The organism is Streptomyces griseorubiginosus, from assembly GCF_001514195.1.
Classification (GTDB): domain Bacteria; phylum Actinomycetota; class Actinomycetes; order Streptomycetales; family Streptomycetaceae; genus Streptomyces; species Streptomyces griseorubiginosus.
The window spans coordinates 85,408-104,190 of the sequence record NZ_KQ948747.1 but is presented as its reverse complement, the minus strand read 5'-3'; the positions used below and the strand labels follow the sequence as shown (position 1 = coordinate 104,190).

Annotated in this window: 13 protein-coding genes and 8 pseudogenes; 7 read left to right on the top strand and 14 right to left on the bottom strand. The window is 67.8% G+C overall.

Going from position 1 to position 18,783, the window contains the following annotated elements:
• Nucleotides 1-67: 67 nt before the first annotated feature.
• Entirely contained in the window at nt 68-2,062 is a 1,995-nt protein-coding gene (locus AQJ54_RS39540; protein WP_079070233.1) for a S53 family peptidase, read from the bottom strand.
• On the opposite strand from AQJ54_RS39540, the pseudogene AQJ54_RS47100 reads away from it, so the two are divergent.
• A pseudogene (locus AQJ54_RS47100) lies at nt 2,061-2,562 on the top strand (ISKra4 family transposase); the annotation flags it as partial. The gene AQJ54_RS39540 and the pseudogene AQJ54_RS47100 sit on opposite strands and share 2 nt — an antisense overlap.
• A 13-nt stretch (nt 2,563-2,575) precedes the next feature.
• On the opposite strand, the pseudogene AQJ54_RS44380 reads toward AQJ54_RS47100, so the two are convergent.
• The 5 genes and pseudogenes from AQJ54_RS44380 to AQJ54_RS39520 form a co-directional block, all read right to left on the bottom strand.
• A pseudogene (locus tag AQJ54_RS44380) lies at nt 2,576-2,834 on the bottom strand (transposase family protein); the annotation flags it as partial.
• Between the two features lie 153 nt (nt 2,835-2,987).
• Complete coding sequence (locus AQJ54_RS39535) at nt 2,988-3,884, bottom strand: cyclase family protein (RefSeq protein ID WP_062246016.1); 897 nt, start codon at nt 3,882-3,884, stop codon at nt 2,988-2,990.
• A gap of 82 nt (nt 3,885-3,966) precedes the next feature.
• Nucleotides 3,967-4,935 carry an alpha/beta hydrolase gene (locus AQJ54_RS39530; RefSeq protein WP_079070232.1) on the bottom strand — a complete coding sequence of 323 codons (969 nt, stop codon included), beginning with the start codon at nt 4,933-4,935 and terminating at the stop codon, nt 3,967-3,969.
• A 16-nt stretch (nt 4,936-4,951) separates the two neighbouring features.
• Nucleotides 4,952-5,812: an LLM class flavin-dependent oxidoreductase gene (locus AQJ54_RS39525; RefSeq protein WP_062246012.1), complete on the bottom strand. Its 861-nt coding sequence runs from the start codon at nt 5,810-5,812 to the stop codon at nt 4,952-4,954.
• 41 nt (nt 5,813-5,853) lie between these two features.
• The gene (locus AQJ54_RS39520) at nt 5,854-6,780 is read right to left on the bottom strand and encodes an alpha/beta hydrolase family protein (protein WP_062246011.1); all 927 of its coding nucleotides are present in this window, start codon (nt 6,778-6,780) and stop codon (nt 5,854-5,856) included.
• A gap of 131 nt (nt 6,781-6,911) precedes the next feature.
• On the opposite strand from AQJ54_RS39520, the gene AQJ54_RS39515 reads away from it, so the two are divergent.
• The 3 genes and pseudogenes from AQJ54_RS39515 to AQJ54_RS39505 all read left to right on the top strand — a co-directional run.
• Nucleotides 6,912-7,532 (top strand): TetR/AcrR family transcriptional regulator, encoded by a 621-nt coding sequence (locus AQJ54_RS39515; protein WP_062246009.1) that lies wholly within the window; start codon nt 6,912-6,914, stop codon nt 7,530-7,532.
• A gap of 1,053 nt (nt 7,533-8,585) precedes the next feature.
• Nucleotides 8,586-10,205, top strand: a complete 1,620-nt coding sequence (locus tag AQJ54_RS39510) for a GMC family oxidoreductase (RefSeq protein ID WP_159055613.1) — start codon at nt 8,586-8,588, stop codon at nt 10,203-10,205.
• A gap of 320 nt (nt 10,206-10,525) precedes the next feature.
• Nucleotides 10,526-10,829, top strand: a pseudogene (locus tag AQJ54_RS39505) (transposase); the annotation flags it as partial.
• Between the two features lie 160 nt (nt 10,830-10,989).
• Here AQJ54_RS39505 and AQJ54_RS39500 read toward each other — a convergent pair.
• The 4 genes and pseudogenes from AQJ54_RS39500 to AQJ54_RS39495 all read right to left on the bottom strand — a co-directional run bounded on the left by AQJ54_RS39500 (nt 10,990) and on the right by AQJ54_RS39495 (nt 12,432).
• On the bottom strand, nt 10,990-11,361 hold the full coding sequence (locus AQJ54_RS39500; protein WP_062246005.1) for an antibiotic biosynthesis monooxygenase family protein: 372 nt from the start codon (nt 11,359-11,361) through the stop codon (nt 10,990-10,992).
• 242 nt (nt 11,362-11,603) lie between these two features.
• A pseudogene (locus AQJ54_RS47515) lies at nt 11,604-11,720 on the bottom strand (NADPH-dependent FMN reductase); the annotation flags it as partial.
• Nucleotides 11,720-11,983 carry an NADPH-dependent FMN reductase gene (locus AQJ54_RS46475; protein ID WP_211278633.1) on the bottom strand — a complete coding sequence of 88 codons (264 nt, stop codon included), beginning with the start codon at nt 11,981-11,983 and terminating at the stop codon, nt 11,720-11,722. The gene AQJ54_RS46475 and the pseudogene AQJ54_RS47515, both read right to left, overlap by 1 nt.
• A complete protein-coding gene (locus AQJ54_RS39495; RefSeq protein WP_062246133.1) occupies nt 11,980-12,432 on the bottom strand; it encodes a VOC family protein in 453 nt (150 codons plus the stop codon). Before AQJ54_RS39495 ends, AQJ54_RS46475 begins: the two co-directional genes overlap by 4 nt.
• Nucleotides 12,433-12,531: 99 nt before the next feature.
• Between AQJ54_RS39495 and AQJ54_RS39490 the strand changes: the two genes are divergently transcribed.
• Nucleotides 12,532-13,512 carry an Lrp/AsnC family transcriptional regulator gene (locus AQJ54_RS39490; RefSeq protein ID WP_062246003.1) on the top strand — a complete coding sequence of 327 codons (981 nt, stop codon included), beginning with the start codon at nt 12,532-12,534 and terminating at the stop codon, nt 13,510-13,512.
• Here AQJ54_RS39490 and AQJ54_RS39485 read toward each other — a convergent pair.
• Nucleotides 13,506-13,790: pseudogene (locus AQJ54_RS39485) on the bottom strand (transposase); the annotation flags it as partial. The gene AQJ54_RS39490 and the pseudogene AQJ54_RS39485 overlap by 7 nt on opposite strands.
• Nucleotides 13,791-13,830: 40 nt before the next feature.
• Entirely contained in the window at nt 13,831-14,727 is an 897-nt protein-coding gene (locus AQJ54_RS39480; RefSeq protein WP_062246000.1) for an IS982 family transposase, read from the bottom strand.
• 73 nt (nt 14,728-14,800) lie between these two features.
• Between AQJ54_RS39480 and AQJ54_RS44370 the strand changes: the two are divergent.
• A pseudogene (locus tag AQJ54_RS44370) lies at nt 14,801-15,618 on the top strand (IS5 family transposase).
• Between the two features lie 70 nt (nt 15,619-15,688).
• Here the strand turns inward: AQJ54_RS44370 and AQJ54_RS47880 are convergent.
• Nucleotides 15,689-16,752, bottom strand: a pseudogene (locus tag AQJ54_RS47880) (IS110 family RNA-guided transposase).
• Between the two features lie 209 nt (nt 16,753-16,961).
• Nucleotides 16,962-17,201: pseudogene (locus tag AQJ54_RS47090) on the bottom strand (IS630 family transposase); the annotation flags it as partial.
• Between the two features lie 330 nt (nt 17,202-17,531).
• On the opposite strand from AQJ54_RS47090, the gene AQJ54_RS39455 reads away from it, so the two are divergent.
• Entirely contained in the window at nt 17,532-18,629 is a 1,098-nt protein-coding gene (locus AQJ54_RS39455) for a hypothetical protein (RefSeq protein WP_062245998.1), read from the top strand.
• Nucleotides 18,630-18,783 lie beyond the last annotated feature (154 nt).

Genomic DNA, 18,783 nt, shown 5'->3' with positions numbered 1-18,783 from the left:
CACACCAAACCCATCAGGGAATTCACGAACGTTCACCCTGACGAGCCGAAGTCAGGAAACGCCAAGCTCAGCTGCTGACGAAGGAGAACAGATAGGCCCCGGTCGGGGTGCCGAGCCCGGTCTCGGTGTCGAACCCGGGCCCGACCTCAGGAGGGGTGAATCCGTCCTCAGGTTCTGGCAGCTGGCTGGCAAGGAACGTGTAGAGCACCGGGGTGCTGCCTCCCTTGCCGTCCGACACATAGCGTACGGCTGTCGGGACACCTCCGCCCGGCAGCTTGTACGCCGTGACATCGCGGAATGTGGACCTGTGGGCGCGCTGATACATGATCGGGTTGGCGAAGCCGAGTGGTTTGCCGCCCCGCGCCTGTTGGGCGAGCGCCTGCACTCCGGCGAACAGGGGAGTGGACAGGCTGGTCCCGCCGAAAGTGTGCTCGACGTAGTGCCAGGTGCCCGGATCGGTGGTAGGTGAGCCCAGGCCGGCCAGAGGGGTGCCGCCGATCACCAAGCCGGTCAGGAGATCCGCGTCCATGGCGACGTCGGGGCCGACCCGGCTGCGGCTCCCGTCCGGGGTGAGGGCGTAACGATCCGGGACCACACCCTGCTGGTACCACGGTTGTGGCCGTCCGGTGGTCCGGCCACCGCCGGTGCCCCCGTCGGCCTGCGCCTGTCCCCAGGAAGTGCCGTCCTCGGACAACGGGCTGACCGAGTCGCCCCAGCCGGTTTCCCACGCACGCCCGCCGTCCGGGCCGATCGCCACCGAAGTGCCGCCGACCGCGGTCACCCAGCTGCTGCCCGCATAGCCGTTCAGCCAGTCGCCGCCGCTGTCGTTGAGCTGAACACCACCGTCACCGGCGCAGAAGTAGAACCCCACGCCCTGCAGCGCGCCCTCCTGGAAGATCTGGTCGAAGGCTTTCTGCAACCCCGGCGGGGGAGTGTTCTCCAACGACGCGGACACGATGCTCGCGTGAGTGTGATCCAGCGCGTAACTGAGGCTGGCCAGCAGATTCCCGCCTTGCGCGGTGGATTCCCCGATGGCGACGATGTTCGCGTCCGGTGCGATGCCGTGCACCGCCTCGGCGTCGAGGTTGGCCTCGATCATCGCGCTGAACCCGCCGTTGCCGGGTTCTCTCGCGGGAGAGCCGTCCGGTGACGGCACCCTGGTGAGCTGCCCAGGGCGGAGCTGTTGCGTCCCGACGTGGTCCGACCAGGTGTTGATGTCCTTCTCGAGGGTGTCCATCGACGACGACACCACGGCGACGGTCTGTCCAGCACCGGTGAGACCAAGGCTGTCGAGCCCGTACACGTGCCGCAGCCGATTCGGCGTGTACCCGCACGGCGCCAACGGCGCAGTCGCGCCGTTCACTTGCGGCGTCCCGGTCGCGGGCAGCTGGCCCCAGTACTGTGAACAGTTCGCGGCCACAGCCTCGTCGACATGCGGGCGACGCTCCACCGGTTGCTCCGGCACGGCTAGGCCGGCGTCCTGCACGTCCTGCACGGGAATCTCGCTCCTCCCGACGCCCAGCACCAGGGCACCCAGCTCGGCCGGCACGCTGAGATCGGTGGGCGACGCCAGGAAGTGACTTTTGAACAGGTTTTCGGGCGGAACGCTATAGTCGTGAAAGGTCACCGCGAAGGCGGCGTTGAGCTGGCCGATCGTGCCGGTCACCTTCAGGTGCCGCCAATCCGGCTCGGTCACGCTCAGGCCTGAGGCAGTCAACCAGTCACGGACTCGATCAACCTGTGCTCGATCGAGTTGGTTGGTTTCGCGAATCCGATCCGGACGCATGAACCGTCCGTAGCCTGGACTATTCGGATCCGACACGGATTTTGCTTTGCCAGCCAGCGCGGTCGGGTCCTTGACTGCCAGGTAGATGGTCTCCGACACCGGCGTGCTGTCGGGTACCGGACCGTTGTCGACGGGCCCGGACCATATGCTGGTGTCGGTGAGCGACACCCGGTCGGACATTGTTCCGGCCGTCGCTGTTCCGGCGACGGTGAGTGTAGCCGTGCTGGTCACGGCGATCGTGGAGAAGACGAGAGCGGCTCGCCTCAGGTTGCTCATGGTGCGACAGCCTTCCACCGGTCTCACACGTGCGGACCCTGCCCCGTATGACGTGCACACGAGTGCTGACCCTTTTGCCCGCTCGATCAGTGACTTCGAGTCGCTGACAGCCGCGTTGTCAGAGCAGACGGCCACGCTGTGGACCCATGATGAGCTGGAAGAGCACCTGGAAGCGGCGGGACGCACGCTGCTGCGGCAACTGCTGCAGGACCATCTGGACCTGCGGGCCCGGCGGGAGGTGGTGGCGGTACGAGCCGGTGCACATCCGCCGGTCATCGGCCCCGACGGCCGGCCTCGGCCCGTGGCGGGAGGCGGGCCACGCACGCTGCTTAGCCTGCATGTTCGGCCTGGTGCGCGTGGAGCGGATCGCTCACCGCGGACCTGGCGCGGCCAATGTTCACCCGGCCGATGAGGCCCTGAGGCTACCCGGGGAACGGCACTCGATGGGACTGCGGCGACTCGCGGTCACCGAGGCGGTGCGGGGCTCGTTCGACCTGGCCCCAGGCGGCGATCGGTGGGGCACACCAGACGCCGCACCCGCACACGGACCACCAGCCGACAGTCGTCGACCGGTACGTCGGCGGCCGTCCGCCAGTGATAGCCATGCACGCGTCCCGACGACGCCCCGCACACCGGACAGGTCGGCAGTGTCCTGCGGAGTCCGTGCCCGCACCACGATCCGCTCACCCTCGTCGGCCACACCCTCGATGACCAACGGGGCCAGGCCCGAAAACACCGTCTGCACAAGCTCGTTGGCATCCTTCACGAGGATGCCAACGGCCCTCACGACTCCCCGTTACCACCGAATGTGAGACAGGGCCGTTAAACTGACACACCCTTCGTCGCGCGGGAGGTCTATCACCACCTCACCAGCGCACGATCGACATCTGCGGCTATGACGACCTATAGAAGCTTCAGAGTCAAGTTAAAAGATCGCCAGCGGATTGACCGGAAGCCCGGTGGCGCTACGCACGGGAATCGTGCCGAGCGTGAACAGGAAGCTGTAGCGCTCGATCTCGGCGCACACCTGTGCGAGTCCGGCCACGTTGACGCAGTCGATCAATGGCATCCCCAGCTGGGCAAGGCCAATGTTGTGCAACACGGGTGCCGCGGCTGACGGTTCGGGGAGCTTGTCGCCGATGTCACCGGCATACAGACACACTTCCCGCTCCGCCATCCACTCGACGGCGCTCAGCGAGGAGGTCGGCAGGGGGCCGAAGGGATCGTCTGCGGCGACCCATCCCCCGCGTACGACGAGCGCGTCGCCGGACTCGACGCGCACTCCCTGGCGCCTCTCGGCTGCCGCCAGGTCGTCCGCGGTCACGACATGGTTCTCGGGGAGCCGTCCCCGCGGTGCCAGGTCGAGGAAGACCCCCCGGGTGACGATCCCGTCGACGAACGCCGAGGACGAACTCCGGCCGACCGTCGCCCCGGCGGTTGCGTCTGCGACGGAGATGCCGGGGTATACGGTGTTGCCAACCGGTATGTGCGCCAAGGCATCGATGTGTGTCGACCGCGCGTGGTGGACGTTGATCAGTAGGACATCGGTCAAGGCGGGCGTGGGCGAACCGGTGAACGTTAACGCCTGAAGGACGGCGGACGGCATGCCGTGCTCGGCGAATGCGACGGGGGCGGCCATGGGCACCGGTGTGATCGGGTGAGCCAGGGAGACGACACGGCCCGTCGTGGCCTGGGCCACGCCGCGGGCGCGTGCCGCGGCGGTGATGAAGTTCAGGGTGCCCCGATCGTCGTCAGCGCCCCAGCGGCCCCGATTGGTCAGCGATGCTTCTCCGTGCGGCCTGGCGACGTCGTCCGCGTCCATCGTTCCTCGCAAGGTGCTCTGCGGTCGGTTTGACAAAGGTGTCGGATCCGTGCGCGTTCACGCCGGCTCCGTCTGCTGGATGTCAGCTCGTGGTCAGGAGCCGCCGGACCCAGGCGGTTCGGGTCGCCGACGCAGTCTGGGACAGCGCGGCCAGTGGTGCCATGCCGTCGAATCCGTGGAAACCGCCCGGCCAGACGTGCAGTTCGCACTGGACGCCGGCCTGGAGCAGCCTGGCGGCGTAGTCGATGTCCTCGTCGCGGAAGGTCTCGACGGAGCCCACATCGACGAACGCGCTGGGCAGGCCCGCCAGGTCGGTCGCCCGGGCCGGGGCGGCGTAGATGCTCACCTGGTCGCCGCCCCTGCGTTCGCCGAGCAGTGCGTTCCATCCGGTCGCGTTGCTGGTGGCGTCCCAGACCCCCTCGCCTTCGAGTTCCCGGCTGCTGGGGGTGAGGAAGCGGTCGTCGAGCATCGGGCACATGAGTACCTGTCCCAGCAGCGGGGGGCCGCCGCGGTCGCGCGCCAGGAGGGTCACGCCGGCCGCGAGCCCGCCGCCGGCGCTCGCCCCGGCGACGACGATGCGTTCGGGGTCGCCGCCGATCTCGGCGGCATGTTCGTGAATCCACAAGAGCCCCGCGTAGCAGTCTTCGACCGGGGCCGGGTCGGGGTGTTCCGGTGCCAGGCGGTAGTTCACCGACACCACCACCGCCCCGGTGTCGACGGCCCAGTCCAGCACGCCCGCCACCCCGGTACGGTGATCGCCGATGATCATGCCGCCACCGTGCATGTAATAGAAGACGGGCGCGCCTGCCGTCGAGCCCACCGGCTTGAGGACGAGCAGCGAGATATCGGGAGCACCCGGTGGGCCGGGTACGGACAGGTTCTGCAAGTGGACGGTCCCGTGGCGCGTGAGGACCTCGTCCGGGACCGCGAACATGGGGTTGGCGCGCAGTTCCTCGATGTCGTCGGCGGTGATAGTCGGTGACAGGTGGTCGTGGACGACCGCCAGTACTGCGGCGAGCTGCGGGTCGAGTGGCGGGTGCGTCCTGGGCATCGGCGGTTCCTCGGATTCAGGGAGCGGTGATCTTGTCGGAGAGGGGGGCGATGATGGTGTCGGCGGCCCAGCGGGCGACCGCGGGCGGATAGGGCGCGTGGAGTCCGAGGACGATGTGGCTGAACCCGCCGTCGAGCGCCGCGCGGATGGTGTTGCGGGTGTCCTGGGGACGGTCGTAGGAGACGGGCAGGACGATGGATCGGGTGATCTCGGCCGGGTTGCGGCCGATCTCGATGCACAGCCGGTCCAGTGCGGTGCTACGCCCGATCGCCTTTTCGATGCTGCCGCCGGGCATGTTCCAGCGGTCGGCGTGCTCGGCCGCCACGCGCAGCGTCGGGGTGGCCTGTCCGCCGATGAGGATCGGCGGACGGGGGCGCTGGAGGGGTTTGGGACTGCAGAACGCCCCCGTCAGGTGGTGGTGGTCACCATGGAAGTCGAACGGTGCGGTTTCGGTCCACAGCCGGCGGATGATCGTGCACGCTTCTGCGAGGCTTTCCACCGCGTGGGTGCTGTCGTGGAAGGTAAGGCCGTGAGCTGCGTACTCACGGCGGGCGTGCGGTGCATCGGGCCGCGAGCCGACGCCGATGCCGAACTCGAGCCGGCCGCCGGAGACGACATCGACGGTGGCGGCGATCTTGGCCAGCAGGGCCGGTGGGCGGAACCTGTTGCTGGTGACCATCACGCCGAGCCGCAGCCGCTCGGTGCGGGCAGCGAGAGCGGACAGCAGTGTCCAGCCCTCGAAGGTGGGACCGTTCGGGTCTCCGCCGAGCGGCATGAGGTGGTCGAACAGCCAGGCGTGTTCGATCTGCGGGATGCCGTCTGCCTCGCGCCAGACCCGGAGGACGTCGTCGTATGCCACCTGTGCGGGGGCGGTCATGATTCCGAAACTGGGTCCGCGGGCAGGGGCGAGGGGGCTGGTCACTTCGAGTCGATCTTCCCCAGCGGTTCGCCGACCTCGGCCAGCGACAGCCGGGCGGTGGGCCAGGCATCGTCGTCGAGGCCGAGCGCGGTGCGCAGGTACGCGAGGGTCGTCTGCTGGACGAGCGCGACACGCTCGGGGCTTTCGTCGGTGGTCCGCGTGTCGTGGGATCCCTGGATGCCGCCGAGTCCGTGTTCCGCGCCGAACAGGGTCAGCAGATCGGTGACACCCGGGCCCAGACGGTAGCCGTCGGTGAACCAGTCCGGGCCGCGCACCGTCAGCGGGGACTGGTCCGCGTCGCCTGCGACCACGAGGCTCGGAGTCTTCAGCTCGGCGAAATCAGGGCTCATGAACGGGAAGTACTGGACGGCCAGCGGGCTCAGGTCGGCGCCGCCGGTTCCGGGCAGGCACAGCAGCACCGCCGCCCTCACCCGGGAATCGGCCATGCTCTCACCGGCCGTGCCGTCCGCGTCGATCACCCGTGCGCCCGCAAGGGTGCTGGCGGTCTGTGCGCCCCAGGAGTGTCCAGCGACCGCGATGCGGTCGTGATCGATGCGGCCGGCCAGCCCGGGCACAGCGGCTGCTACGGCGTCGAGCTGGTCCAGGATGCCGGTCAGATCGTCGGTGCGAATGCGCCAGATCAGCGGGTTGCGGGGGTCGTCGGGGGGCAGGCCCAGTGAGTCGAGGTGGGTGGGCTGGATGACGACGAACCCATGGGCGGCCCAGAAGTCGGCCAGCGGTGCGTAGTCGTCCATGCCCAGGGTCATGCCGTGCGAGAAGACCACGACGGGCAGGTGGTGACCGGTTGCCGGCGCGGTGACCCGTACCCGCAGATCGTCACCACGGTCGGGGGCGGACAGCGTGATCGGCCGGACGGAGACGACCGGGACGGCGGAATCGCTGCGGCCGAGGGGTGCGGTGCTCATGGCATGGCGCCTTTCAAAGAACGTCGAGTGGCTCGGAGCGCGCGGCATCTGCCAAAATGACAAATACGGAGCGCCGCTCCGGTTTCGAGCGTACGGAGCGTTGCTCCGTTTTACAAGCGGAGGCCCTCCCGATGCCCACACCCTCGACCGATCCGTCTCCCGCAGGCCGCAATCGAGCCGACGTCCGCCGCAACGAACGGGCTCTGCTGGACGCCGCGGCGGCTGTGTTCGTACGCGCCGGCGTCCACGCCCCCGTGCGGGAGATCGCCGCCGAGTCAGGACTCGGCATGGGCACCATCTACCGCCACTTCCCCACCCGGGCGGATCTGGTAGTCGCCGTCTTCAAACACCAGGTCGACGCCCTCGCCACCACCACACCCACGGACCCCACGGACTCCGCCACCGACCCGCCCTACCAGGCCCTGCGCACGTGGGTGCACCGATTCGCCGACTTCCTGGTCACCAAGCACGGCCTCGCCGAAGCCATGCACTCCGACCAGGCCGGGTTCGAGAACCTGCACAACGAGTTCGTCGAACGCCTTCTGCCCGTCCTCGATCGACTGCTGACGGCATCCGCCGCCGCGGGCTCCACACGCCCCGACGTCCGCGCGTACGACCTCATGCTCGCCGTCGGCAACCTGTGCATCGGAGTCGAAACGTTCCCCGACTACCACGCACGCCAGATGATCGACCTACTGCTCACCGGCCTCACCCGCACCGACCCGACCACGCAAGAACACGAAGAGCACTGAGCACATCTGCACTGTTCGCGCGAGGTCGCCTGACTGACGAGGGCCGCCTACTCGGCAGTCCGCTGCCCGACGTGACGGCGGTGCAGCGCGCTGAGCCGTGAGGTGGTCGGCAGTCCCTGGTCGCTCGAGCGGTCGGCGCGTACGGACGACAACTTGTCGCAACTGTCACGGAAAGCGTCCGCAGATCCCGGTGCTCCGGCTCGCCGTGCCACCGGGCGAGCGCACCGCGGAACACGCACATCGCCACCTCGGCGGCCAGGATTGCCGCCTGCTCGGCAGCGCCGCGTTCACGCAACGCATCGGCCCTCGATGCGGAGAGCTCAGCGTGCTTGGTCAAATCGCGTTCGCGCAGTCGGCATTGGCCGCGACGAGATGCTTACGAACGATCGCTGCACGCCGATTGCGCTGGTGGCCTCACAGCACTGTTCGAAGGCGGCGTCGACGGGCGGTGTTCCTTGCGGGTGCCCGCGATGACGGCGACGGCCTCGTACTGCATCGTCTTCCATGGATTGGAAGAGGACGTCGGCGCTCGTCCGGAGACAGCGGACCGTCGAGCAGTCGCTGGCGCTCTTCGCCGCGCAGGACCTGCATCTGTCGGACACCGAAGCTACAGACCCTGACGACAGCCTCATCCTGCCTCAGGGCTTCGGCGTCGTTGGATCGTGTCCGGTTCACGATGGTTCGTTGAGAGGCGCCGACAGTCTGCGCCGCCGAACTCACCGAACCGGGCACGGGACCTCAACGGCGGTGCCATCCGGGACGTCGTGCGCTGGATCAACGTCGAGCGCCTCGAGATATCGGGCGGCATGCGGCTCCAGCTGGTGCTGTAACCGGAACCCAGAGAACCAGTGACTGCCCTCGGTCTTGCCTGTTTGTTCCCGAGTGCCCGTACGCCGGGGAAAGCCGCGCTCGCGGCGGGCGGCCTGGGGCCGGGGCCGGGGCATGATGGGCAGCGACCTGTCGGCGGCCCGCCCTTGGGCGGCGGGGACGGCGCCGACGGCGGAGCGCCCGTTTCGACGGAGCAGGCCCCGACGACCTGAGGGGAAGATGGACGTGAGCAACGGGCCCGGGCACGACGGCACCGCAGCGGCACCACATTTGCGGCGGCTTGACCTCGCAGACCATATCGACGAGGGCAAGACTTTCGACTACATCGTGTGCGGCGCCGGTACCGCGGGCTCCGTCGTCGCCGGCCGACTCGCGGCCGACCCCGATGTCACCGTGCTGCTCGTGGAGAGCGGTGGCGACGACTACGCCGACAGCGTGCGGGATCCGGACCTGTGGCCGCTCAACCTCGGCAGCGAGCGGACATGGGACCATGTCACGGCGCCGAACTGGCACCTGAACGGCCGTCGGCTGGACTACGCGACGGGCCGCGGACTGGGTGGCGGAGGCGCCATCAACGCGGGCGTGTGGGCCCGCGGTCACCAGAGCGACTGGGACTCCTTTGCCGAGGCGACGGATGACCCCGACTGGGGTTACGCCCATGCGCTGGAGATCTATCGCAGGATCGAGGACTGGCAGGGCCCGGCCGATCCCGATCGCCGGGGCAGCGGAGGGCCCCTGCGCATCCGACCGGCGCAGGACGTGCACCCGCTGTTCACCTCCTACCTGGACGGCGCCCAGAGCGTGGGTCTGCCCCGCTTCGACAGTTCCAACGGCGCCATGATGGAGAAGGACATTGGCTGCGCCGTACGCGAGGAGAACATCCACGCGGGGCAGCGCCAGACCCCCTTCCGCGCCTACGTCGCCGACCTCGTGGGCCGACCGAACCTGACAGTCCTGCCGCACACGACCGTCTCCCGCGTCCTGCTCACCGGCCGCCGGGCCATCGGCGTCGAAATCATCCACGACGGGAGGACCCTGCGGGCCGGCGCCTCGCAGGAGGTGATCCTCTCCCTCGGCGCGATCGGCACACCGGCCGTCCTCATGCGTTCCGGAATCGGCGACGAGTCCGAACTGCGCCCCTTTGGCATCCCGACCGTCCAGCATCTTCCGGGCGTCGGCCGCAACCTCGACGACCACATGCGCCTCGGCTGCGTCTGGGAGGCCAAAGACGTGCCGATGCCCGCACCCACACGCAGTCAAGCGGTCTGCATGTGGACCGACGACACACGGCCGGGAGCACCGGAATTCGTCATGTACCTCTCCCCCACCGCCTCCGTATCCGCCGAGAGCGCCGCCCAGTTCCCGCCACCGGCGAGGAGTTTCACTCTGATGCCGGCCATGCGCACGCGCGGTGGCAGCCGCGGTCGCGTCCAGCTTGCAAGCACCGATCCGCTGGACCGGCCACGCATCGAGACGAACTTCCTCGCCGACCCCGAAGACCTGCGGTCCGCCCTGGCCGCCGTCGCCATGGCCCGGGAGATCGGCAACTCCGCGGCGCTGCGTCCGTTCGCCGAGCGGGAGGTGTCTCCCGCAACGTCCTCAAGGTCCGTCTGCGAGGAGTTCGTGCGGGACTCCGTCGAGACCTTCTGGCACCAGTGCGGCACGGCCAGGATGGGACGCGACAGCCTCGCCGTCGTGGACAGCCGGCTCAAGGTCCACGGCATCGACGGTCTGCGGGTCGCCGACGCCTCGGTCCTCCCCCACGTCACGATCGCCAACACAATGGCCCCGTCCATGGTCGTGGGCGAGCGCGCCGCCGAAATGATCGGCGCCGACCGCGGCTGACGGACACGGCGCTCCGCCGTGCCGCCCGGCCCCGAGCCCCGGCCGCCGGACGACCACCGCGGACGGCAGCGGCGCCAGTGGCTCGACCACCGTCTGCGAGCTGAACCTGCCGGTCGAAGAGGCACAAGACGTTCACGCTCGTGCCAACCACCGGCCGGCACGGCGATGGTGGTCTTGCTTCCTGAGGCCGATGGTGTGAAGTCTGGGGCCCAGGTCGGCTTACGCCTGTCTCATTCCAGGATGCCCGGATCTGTTCCGTGCTTCCACCAGGCAGGATGCCCGCCTGGGCGCACGCCCCCGGCCGGCGGTACGTCCAGGACATGGCCGACCGACGTGCGTATCCGAGTGATCTGTCCGATGCCCGATCGGGCCGGTGCTGTCCGCGTGGCGCTTCGAACGCCGGCGTCGGGCCCTGGACTTCGGTCGGCCGCCCGAGCATGACCTGCGCGAAATCATGAACGCGATCCTGTACGTGGACCGCACCGGGGTGCAGTGGCGCTATTGCCGCACGACTTCCCGAACTGGAACACGGTCTACGGCTACTTCGCCAAGTGGCAATCCGACGGCATCTTCGCCCAGCTCAACGGCCTCTTACGGGAGTTGGTGCGTCAGCAGGAGGGCAAACACCGGGGGAAGGCCCGATAGCCGCCAACGCCGGCTTGCCCGAGCGATCTCGATCTGGCACGGCAGCCCGGTTCGGGACGCTATCTCGGGATTCGCCTCCCTTCCCAGGTTGCCGCCAGCAAGCCAGGCGCGTATTACACCGCTACCACGCATCAAATTGTCAGGCCACGCAGATTCCCGGCACAGCCTGCTTTCGAAACAGATGCGGGGTGGCGACGAGGCTGGCCGGGTAGAGCTCGCGAGCGGCTGCGCGAGCGCTGTCGTCAAGTCGGGCTGCCCGATAGTGGTCTGTTGACTCCCAGACAGCGTAATTGAGGAAGGCGCTGCTGCCAGCGATACCGCGGTACAGCTGGGTGGAGATGAAGCCCGGTTGATTCTTCAGGGCAGCCGCGTCGGTGGACCAAGCCAGCAGCAGTTGGTCGACGTCTTCGGGGGCGACGCACAAGAGGTTGACGAGGATGACTGGTCCGCCCCCCTCCTCAAGCTGGTCAGCGAGTGCGACATGAAGGTCCAGCTCGGTGAATTTCGGCATGGTAGTTCTCTTTCGAAGACTGCTGGGGTGATCTGGCGCTCGGTCAGACCGTTCTCTGCTGTATGGCTCGGCGCAGAGCGTCCAGGGCATTGGTGAGGCTGTGCTCGATCGGTTCGGTAGGACGGAGCGACCGCCTGTCGTCGTGAAGGGGGGAGTTGGTCGGTGAGCGGGATCGGGACGAAGCCGACCACATGCAGTTGGAGCGAGATCAGCACCGGTTCCAGTGCCGCCGCGGCTCGAGCGCCGGCGGCCACGCCGCCATAGCTGACCAATATGACCGGCTTGCCGCGCCCTTCCCAGAACAGGTGGTCCAGGGCGTTCTTCAAGGCGGCGTTGTAGCTGTGGTTGTACTCCGGCATCACGAAAACCTATGCCGCCGCGCGCGGTCTATGACCTCGCTGAACGCGCGCGTGGACGGCAGCTGATAATTTCGCTCGCTTGGGTGCCCTGGTTCGGCGAGCATCGGTAGGTTGACCTTGGCCAGGTCGACAACTTCGATGTCGAAGACACCGCCCGTGGCAGCCTGTTCGGCGACCCAACGTGCGGTGGGTTCGCCTGCGCGGTTCGGCCGAGTGCTCGCTATCAAAACCTGAACGAGGGAACGGTCGGTCAATGCGGTCATGAAAGGTCCGGAAGCTTCCCGCTCGCCGCGAGCTCCTCCATGAGCAGCGGGTTGACGTGCTCGGCGTCGAGCCCGCCACTGCCATAGGGGCGTGTGATGATCTCCAGCTCATGACCGCTGGGGTCGTTGAAGTAGACGCCGCGTCCGTCATCGAGGCGGTTGATGTTGCTCGCGTCCTGATGCTTGGGGTCCGCCCAGTACTCTAGGGCGCACTCCCGCACCCGGCCGATGATCACGTCAAACTCTTCCTCGCTGACCAGGAAGGCGTAGTGCTGAGCCGTGATGTCACGGTCGGTGGTCATGAAGTCGAAAGTGATGTCAGGACTAACCTGCACCATCACAAAATGGCCCAGTTTCACCGGGGGCTCGAAACCCAGCATGTCGGCCAGAAAGCGGGCCGAGGTCTCAGCGTCGCGTGCCCAGACGATCTGGTGGTTCAAAACGCTCATGACTTGAATGCTCGCCACGCGACCCCAAAAGCTCTAAGGATCAGCCAATATTGGATAGTTACTTCCATGAGATCGGGCCGAGAGAACTAAACTGCACTCATGGACGCCGTGGATCAACAAATCCTCCAATGCCTGATGCTCGACGGGCGGGCCCCGATGCGACGCATCGCGGAGGTAGTGGGGGTATCGGAGCAGACTGCGACACGCCGCTACCGCGCCATGCGCGGGGCAGGTGTGCTCCGCGTCCTGGTTACTGAAGCAGCTGCTTCTTCCAGACGGGGGCTCTGGCTGCTGCGACTGCAGTGCCGCCCTGCTGCCGCTGCCCACCTGGGCGATGTGCTTGCTGCGCGGGACGACGTTTCCTGGGTTGCACTGCACTCCGGCGGTGCGGAGCTGATGTGCACCACGACCCTGCCCCACGATGCAGCCTGCGGCACGGGAGTGCTGCCCCGGATCTCACACACGGCAGAAGTGCTCTCGTTCACCGCTCACCTGGTGCTGCACTCGTACTCTGGCGGCCCTGCTGAGTGGTCTGGTTTCGAGGAGCCGCTGAGCGAGGACGCGAAGCGACATCTCCTTGAGGGGCGCGATCCTCGCCGACGGGAGGAGACGTGCAGTCCGGTGCTCCTCGAAGACCGCGCACTTTTGGAGGAACTGCGCCGGGACGGCAGATCCACTGCGTCTGCGCTGTCCCGTACCCTCAACTGGCCGCTGTCCCGCGTCAGAGGCCGTCTCCAGGCGCTCCTGGATAGTGGTGCGGTCACCGTGGACGTGGACGTGATGTTGGAAGCATTCGGCTATCGAGTTTCCGCCACGCTGCTCCTCCAAGTCTCACCGAACCTCATTGTCACGGTCTGTGAGGCGCTCTCCTCGCATCGGCAGACCAGTTGGGTCGCTGCGATCACGGGCTCTGCGAACATCGTGGCCGCAGTAACCTGCCGCGATAGCGTTGAGCTCTTCAGCTATGTCACTGAGCAGCTAGGTGGTCTCCCTGGGGTGATCCACGTCGAGGCTGTGCCGCTGCTAAGTAGGCTCAAGCAGGCCGCCACTCGAGTGGCCGACGGCCGCCTTGTCTACTGACGTTGTTGCCGTGGTGTCGTCAAGATGAGGCCGGTTTCGGCGAGACATCCATCGACGAGATTGCTGCGGTACTGGATCTGACGGAGACCGTGCCGAAGCGCGCTGATGAGGTGGTCGGGGTCGCTGATTGCGGTGTTGGCCTGGCTGTTGCGTCGCAGCAGTGACCAGATGCCCTCGACGGGGTTGAGATCCGGTGCGTAAGACGGCAGGAAGTAGCAGGTAACCCAGTCGTGGGTGGCGATGAACTCCCGCAGCCGGCGGTCTCTGTGCACGTTCAGGATGCCCCTATGTTGCGTCAAGTGGCAGGAGGCGACACAGCTAGACGAGTAGTTCCGATGTGGCTCCGTGGTCGTAGGCGATGAGTGACCTGGTGACGGGTGCGCCGATGGCGCGGTTGTGCCAGATTGCGCAGGTCATCGCCAGGATCCGCTGGGCCACCCGGACGCCGACGCCCTCGATGGTGCGTCCGCCGTGCTGTTCGAGGTCGAGTTGGCCCTTGAGGGTGTCGTTGACCGACTCGATCAGCTGGCGGACCGTCTTGAGCAGGGCTTCTGCGGGCTGTGGGGTGCCGCGGTTGCGGTAGAACGGCCGGAGCAGGCTGATGCCGCGGGCGGCGAGGAAGCGGTCGAGTTCGGCGGCGATGTAGCCCTTGTCCGCCAGGATCAGCAGCCCCGGCCGGGCAGCTGCCAGATGCGGTTCGTCGTCGATCAGCGCGGCCAGGACCTGCCGTTCGTCGACCTTGGGGTCGGCCAGGGCCCACGTGACGGGCAGGCCGGCCGGGGTGCACACCAGATGCAGCTTCAGACCCCAGTAGAAGCGTGAGTGGGAGCGGCAGTAGCCGTAGCCGGCCCAGCCGGCTAGGCCGGAGCGTTTGACGGTCTCGCGGGAGCGGGCGCACTCGACGGGAGTGGAGTCCACGATCCACACATCGTCCAGCCACAGGTCGGTGTCTGCGACCAGCGACCGGATGGCCCGTTTGACCAGGGGCAATGCGGCTCGCAGCCGCTTGTTGTAGGCCGGGCGCTGGGGCAGGTACGGGAACATGCGGTGCAGGTGCGCGTGAGCGAAGCGCACCCATCGGGCCTCGCAGTGGAAGCCCAGCACGGCCTGGGCCACCGCCAGGGTCACCAGTTCGGCATCGGTCAGCCGCGGAGGACGTCCACGCCACCGCGGGGTCTTCAAACGGTCATCGACATGCACGTACAGTGCCGTCAAGAGGGTGTCTAACTGGCTCTAACAAAAGCGGTTGATCATGTGACTGTCGGCTTGATCGCTCGTTGATGAGGACATGGGGAAGCGTCAGTCGCGGCCGTGGATCGTGTCGGACGAACTGTGGTCGCTGATCGAGCCGTTGTTGCCCGAGCCGCCGCCGAAGCAGGTCGAGGGGCGGCCGAGAGTGCCCGACCGGCAGGCTCTGTGCGGCATCTTGTTCGTCCTGCACACCGGCATTCAGTGGGAGTACCTGCCCCAGGAGTTGGGCTTCGGCTCGGGAATGACCTGCTGGCGACGCCTGGCCGCGTGGAACGAGGCCGGCGTCTGGGACCAGCTGCACCAGCTGCTGCTGAACAAGCTGCGCTCGAAGAACCAGCTGGACTGGTCCCGGGCGGTGATCGACTCCTCCCACGTCCGGGCCGCACGCAGGGGCCCAAAAGCGGACCCAGTCCGGTCGACCGCGCACGCCCGGGCAGCAAGCACCACATCATCACCGACGGCCAGGGCATCCCGCTCGCGGTGTCGCTGACCGGCGGAAACCGCAACGACGTCACCCAACTGCTGCCGCTGCTGGACAAGATCCCGGCAGTGGCGGGCGTCGTCGGCCGGCCGCGCAGACGGCCCGACATGCTCTTCGCCGACCGCGGCTACGACCACGACAAGTACCGCCGGCTCCTGCGGCAGCGCGGCATCCGGCCCGCGATCGCCGAACGCGGCCAGCCGCATGGCACCGGCCTGGGCACCTTCCGCTGGGTCGTCGAGCGCACCATCTCCTGGCTGCACGGCTTCCGCCGCCTGCGCATCCGCTGGGAACGACGCGACGACATCCACGAAGCCTTCCTCGGACTCGCCGTCTGCCTGATCACCCACCGCCATGTCCAGAGGCTTTGTTAGGGCCAGTAAATCGGTCGTCACAACCCGATGTTGGACACCCTCCCTCCGTTCGTGAACCCCGCAATCGGAACTACTCGTCTAGGGGTGCCAGCGGCTGGAGTTGACCGTAGATCTCGCGGGCGACGAAGCGTTTCAGACAGCGGATGATCTCGCGTTTCGACATGCCCTGTTTCGTGCGACGTTCGAGGTAGAGACGTGTCCGGACATCACGGCGCAGGCGGGTTATGACGATGCGGTAGAGGGCGGCGTTGGCCTGCCGGTTTCCTCCGCGGTTCAGCCTGCGACGCTGGGTCTTTCCGGAGGACTGCTCGACGGGGCTGACGCCGCACAGAGCGGCGAATGATGCCTCGCTGGCCAGCCGTTCCGGGTTGTCGCCGGCGGCGATCAGCAGGGCAGCGGCGCTGTCTGACCCGAGGCCGATGATGTCGAGGAGCTGCGGATGCCAGCAACGGACGGCCTTGGTGGTCCGGCGGGCGAGCTCCTTGACCTCGGCTGTCAGTTGCTGGATGCGCCGGGCCAGCAGGCGGAGCGTGAACACGGCTGCATCGTCGCCGTCGGGAAGGTCGGCGCACGTGGCGATCAGGACTGTGTTGCTGAGGTTGGACAGGGCCTCGCGCAGCTCGGGATCGACGCCGAGGAGTACGGCCTTGAGCTAGTTCTTCGCCTGAGTGCGGGCCTTTGACGGCCGACTCCTTCGCCAACCGGGGCACACGCATATCGGCAGCTGGGCCCTCGCCGGGTTTGGGTATGACGTCAGCGCGCCCGGACAGCACCGCACGAGCGGCGGCCTCCGCGTCGACGGCGTCGGTCTTGCCGCGCTTGCGGCGGATGGCGCGGTCTGGCTGGTTGACCTCGACTACCTGGATGTTCTCCCGCTTCAGGTAACGCGCCAGGGCCGCTCCGTAGGATCCCGGTGCATTCCACACCCGCCCGGCGCAAGCGGCCGAAAGAGCGGGCCCAGGCCAGGAGTTGGCGGTATCCGACGGCGGTCGCCGGGAATTCTTGGTGGGCCAGCATCGCCCCGAGCACCGTGATCACCGCGGCGGCATGCACGTCTTTGTGGGTGTCCACCCCCAGGATCACGTCCTCGCTCGGCGGATCTTCCGGCTGTGGGGGCAGAGTCGGCTGGGGCATGCTGGTGATGGTCACGCGGCTCCTTGATCGGCATGGGGCTGTAGCCAACGTCGGGCCGGTGGGCGGTCAGGCCTGTGACGGCCCTATCGGGACACATCCACCGGTCCGAACGGCAGCAAGCACCGCCCGGGACCAGGGCCGACAGATCCTCAACAAGGCAGCCTGGGCCAGTTGTCCCCCGGGTCAGACCCGACCCCGCACGGCGCTCCATGAGTCTCACAATTGTCCCACACGAGGACGATCGGTGCGCCGAGTTGCTGGTGGGCGACGATGAGCAGGTCGCGGTAGTCGGGCCAGATGAAGCTGCGTCTGCCTCCCTGCCTGTGGTCGACGTGCCGTTTGGGCCGGTAGATCAGGCGCAAGCGTTCGCCCTTCTTGTAGCAGGCCAGGGCGGCGATGGAGAAGCGGCACTGGGAGCGCCCCCGCACCCGGATGACGGGTGTGTGTCCGCCCTGCCGGGGCCCTTTGCGCTCGGCGGCACTGACCGCCGGCCCACCTCTGCGGTAGAAGCGCACGGCGTAGTGCCCGCATGCCGCCGCGCGGGCGCCATCATGCCTGCCAAACCGGCCGCGGCCTCTGAAGAAGCGATTCCAGAACACGTGCCGCGGCCATGCCAGACGAAACAGCACTGGGCTTCGTAAGCCGACTTACGGAACTCAGTCAGTGGCGGGCCCACGCCCGGGCAGATCCGTCCGGCATACGCGAAACGGCCGAAAAATGCAGCATCAGTCCGCGAGCATGCGGAAAGGGATGTCCCGGTCAATGCGAAGGGAGGGCGCGTGGCACGACGGGACATCGAGAAGATCATCGGTGAGCTCGGCGAGGTCCGCCGGATGCTCGCCGATCGCCATACCGGGATCACGGCGCTGCACCAGGTCCAGGAGAGCCGCCACAGCAAGGTCCTGGAACACGTCACCTACAGCACCACCGGCGTACGGGAGGAAAACCGCGAACTGCGCCGACGCCAGGAACGGATGCTCAGCGACCTCGGCCAGGTCCGCTCCGCTGTCGACGACCTGCGCCGCGAGATCGCCCAGGCCTGGGCCCACACCCTGGGCCTGCCCCACATCCCCGGCACCGTGCAACCGGCCGAGGAAGCCATCGGAGCCAGGCCTGCCCCAGCCCTTGAGACCGGGGCAGGCCTCGATGGCGAGCGGAAGGACGAGATCCCCGTGCCCGATCAGCACGCCCCGTACGTCGCCGACGACACCCCGCCCACCGGAGCCAGACACGTCTATCGCGATCCGCCCGAGCCGGCGGACCAGGTCGCGGCGAACGGGCAGGCCGCGGAGCGAGCACCAGATGAACTCGCCAGTGCTTCGCACGCTCCCGCCGTTCACGGCGAAGTGGCGGACAGTGCGGGTGCCTTGCCGTCCGCGCCCCCTGCCCGAGAAGACGGCACCGAACCCACCGCGCCCGGCCCCGCCCCGGCCGCGGCGCCGCCCTCAGTACCTGCCGAACCCGGCACGGCGAGCAGCGAGCCCACGGTCATCAATGAGCAGCAGACCGAATACCGGCGCGGGCTGCTGGCAGCGGCAGCCGTCTCCTCCGCCCGGCTGATCTGCCACAAGGACACCTGGGCCTTCCTGGTGGAAAAGTCCCTCGCGCATGCCCACTTCCGGCTGCCGGACAAGATCAGCGACACCGCCGACGGACAGATCGACACCCACCTCTCCGGCCGCTCCCTGCTCGCCGTACTGGTGACCACCCAGCACATCCTCAACCAGCCCGCCGACGACGACCTGGCCGCCTGGGCCCTCGCCCACGCCATCCACTCCCGTACCCACCAGGCCGTCACCGCCGCCAGCACCACCAAGCATGCTCAGAACGGCGAGGTCACCATCGTTCTCGACAACCGGCCCCCAACCGCCGACTGACAACCCCGCCCCGCCTTCTTCGGCACCTCACCGGCGGCCGCTTATGCGATGAGGCGGCTGGCGACCCGCGCAGCAGTGCCCGGTCCACACACGTACGGCAGGTACAGGCAGCGGCAGTCAGCCGCTCCGCGGACGAAGCCGGTGCGGCACGGCT

What these genes read in the sequence shown, in the direction of transcription:
- AQJ54_RS39525 (WP_062246012.1), bottom strand. Translation starts at nt 5,812, where the DNA reads ATGACCGCCCCCGCACAGGTGGCATACGACGACGTCCTCCGGGTCTGG.
- AQJ54_RS39520 (WP_062246011.1), bottom strand. Translation starts at nt 6,780, where the DNA reads ATGAGCACCGCACCCCTCGGCCGCAGCGATTCCGCCGTCCCGGTCGTC.
- AQJ54_RS39530 (WP_079070232.1), bottom strand. Translation starts at nt 4,935, where the DNA reads ATGCCCAGGACGCACCCGCCACTCGACCCGCAGCTCGCCGCAGTACTG.
- AQJ54_RS39515 (WP_062246009.1), top strand. Translation starts at nt 6,912, where the DNA reads ATGCCCACACCCTCGACCGATCCGTCTCCCGCAGGCCGCAATCGAGCC.
- AQJ54_RS39490 (WP_062246003.1), top strand. Translation starts at nt 12,532, where the DNA reads ATGGACGCCGTGGATCAACAAATCCTCCAATGCCTGATGCTCGACGGG.
- AQJ54_RS39535 (WP_062246016.1), bottom strand. Translation starts at nt 3,884, where the DNA reads ATGGACGCGGACGACGTCGCCAGGCCGCACGGAGAAGCATCGCTGACC.
- AQJ54_RS46475 (WP_211278633.1), bottom strand. Translation starts at nt 11,983, where the DNA reads ATGACCGCATTGACCGACCGTTCCCTCGTTCAGGTTTTGATAGCGAGC.
- AQJ54_RS39500 (WP_062246005.1), bottom strand. Translation starts at nt 11,361, where the DNA reads ATGCCGAAATTCACCGAGCTGGACCTTCATGTCGCACTCGCTGACCAG.
- AQJ54_RS39495 (WP_062246133.1), bottom strand. Translation starts at nt 12,432, where the DNA reads ATGAGCGTTTTGAACCACCAGATCGTCTGGGCACGCGACGCTGAGACC.
- AQJ54_RS39540 (WP_079070233.1), bottom strand. Translation starts at nt 2,062, where the DNA reads ATGAGCAACCTGAGGCGAGCCGCTCTCGTCTTCTCCACGATCGCCGTG.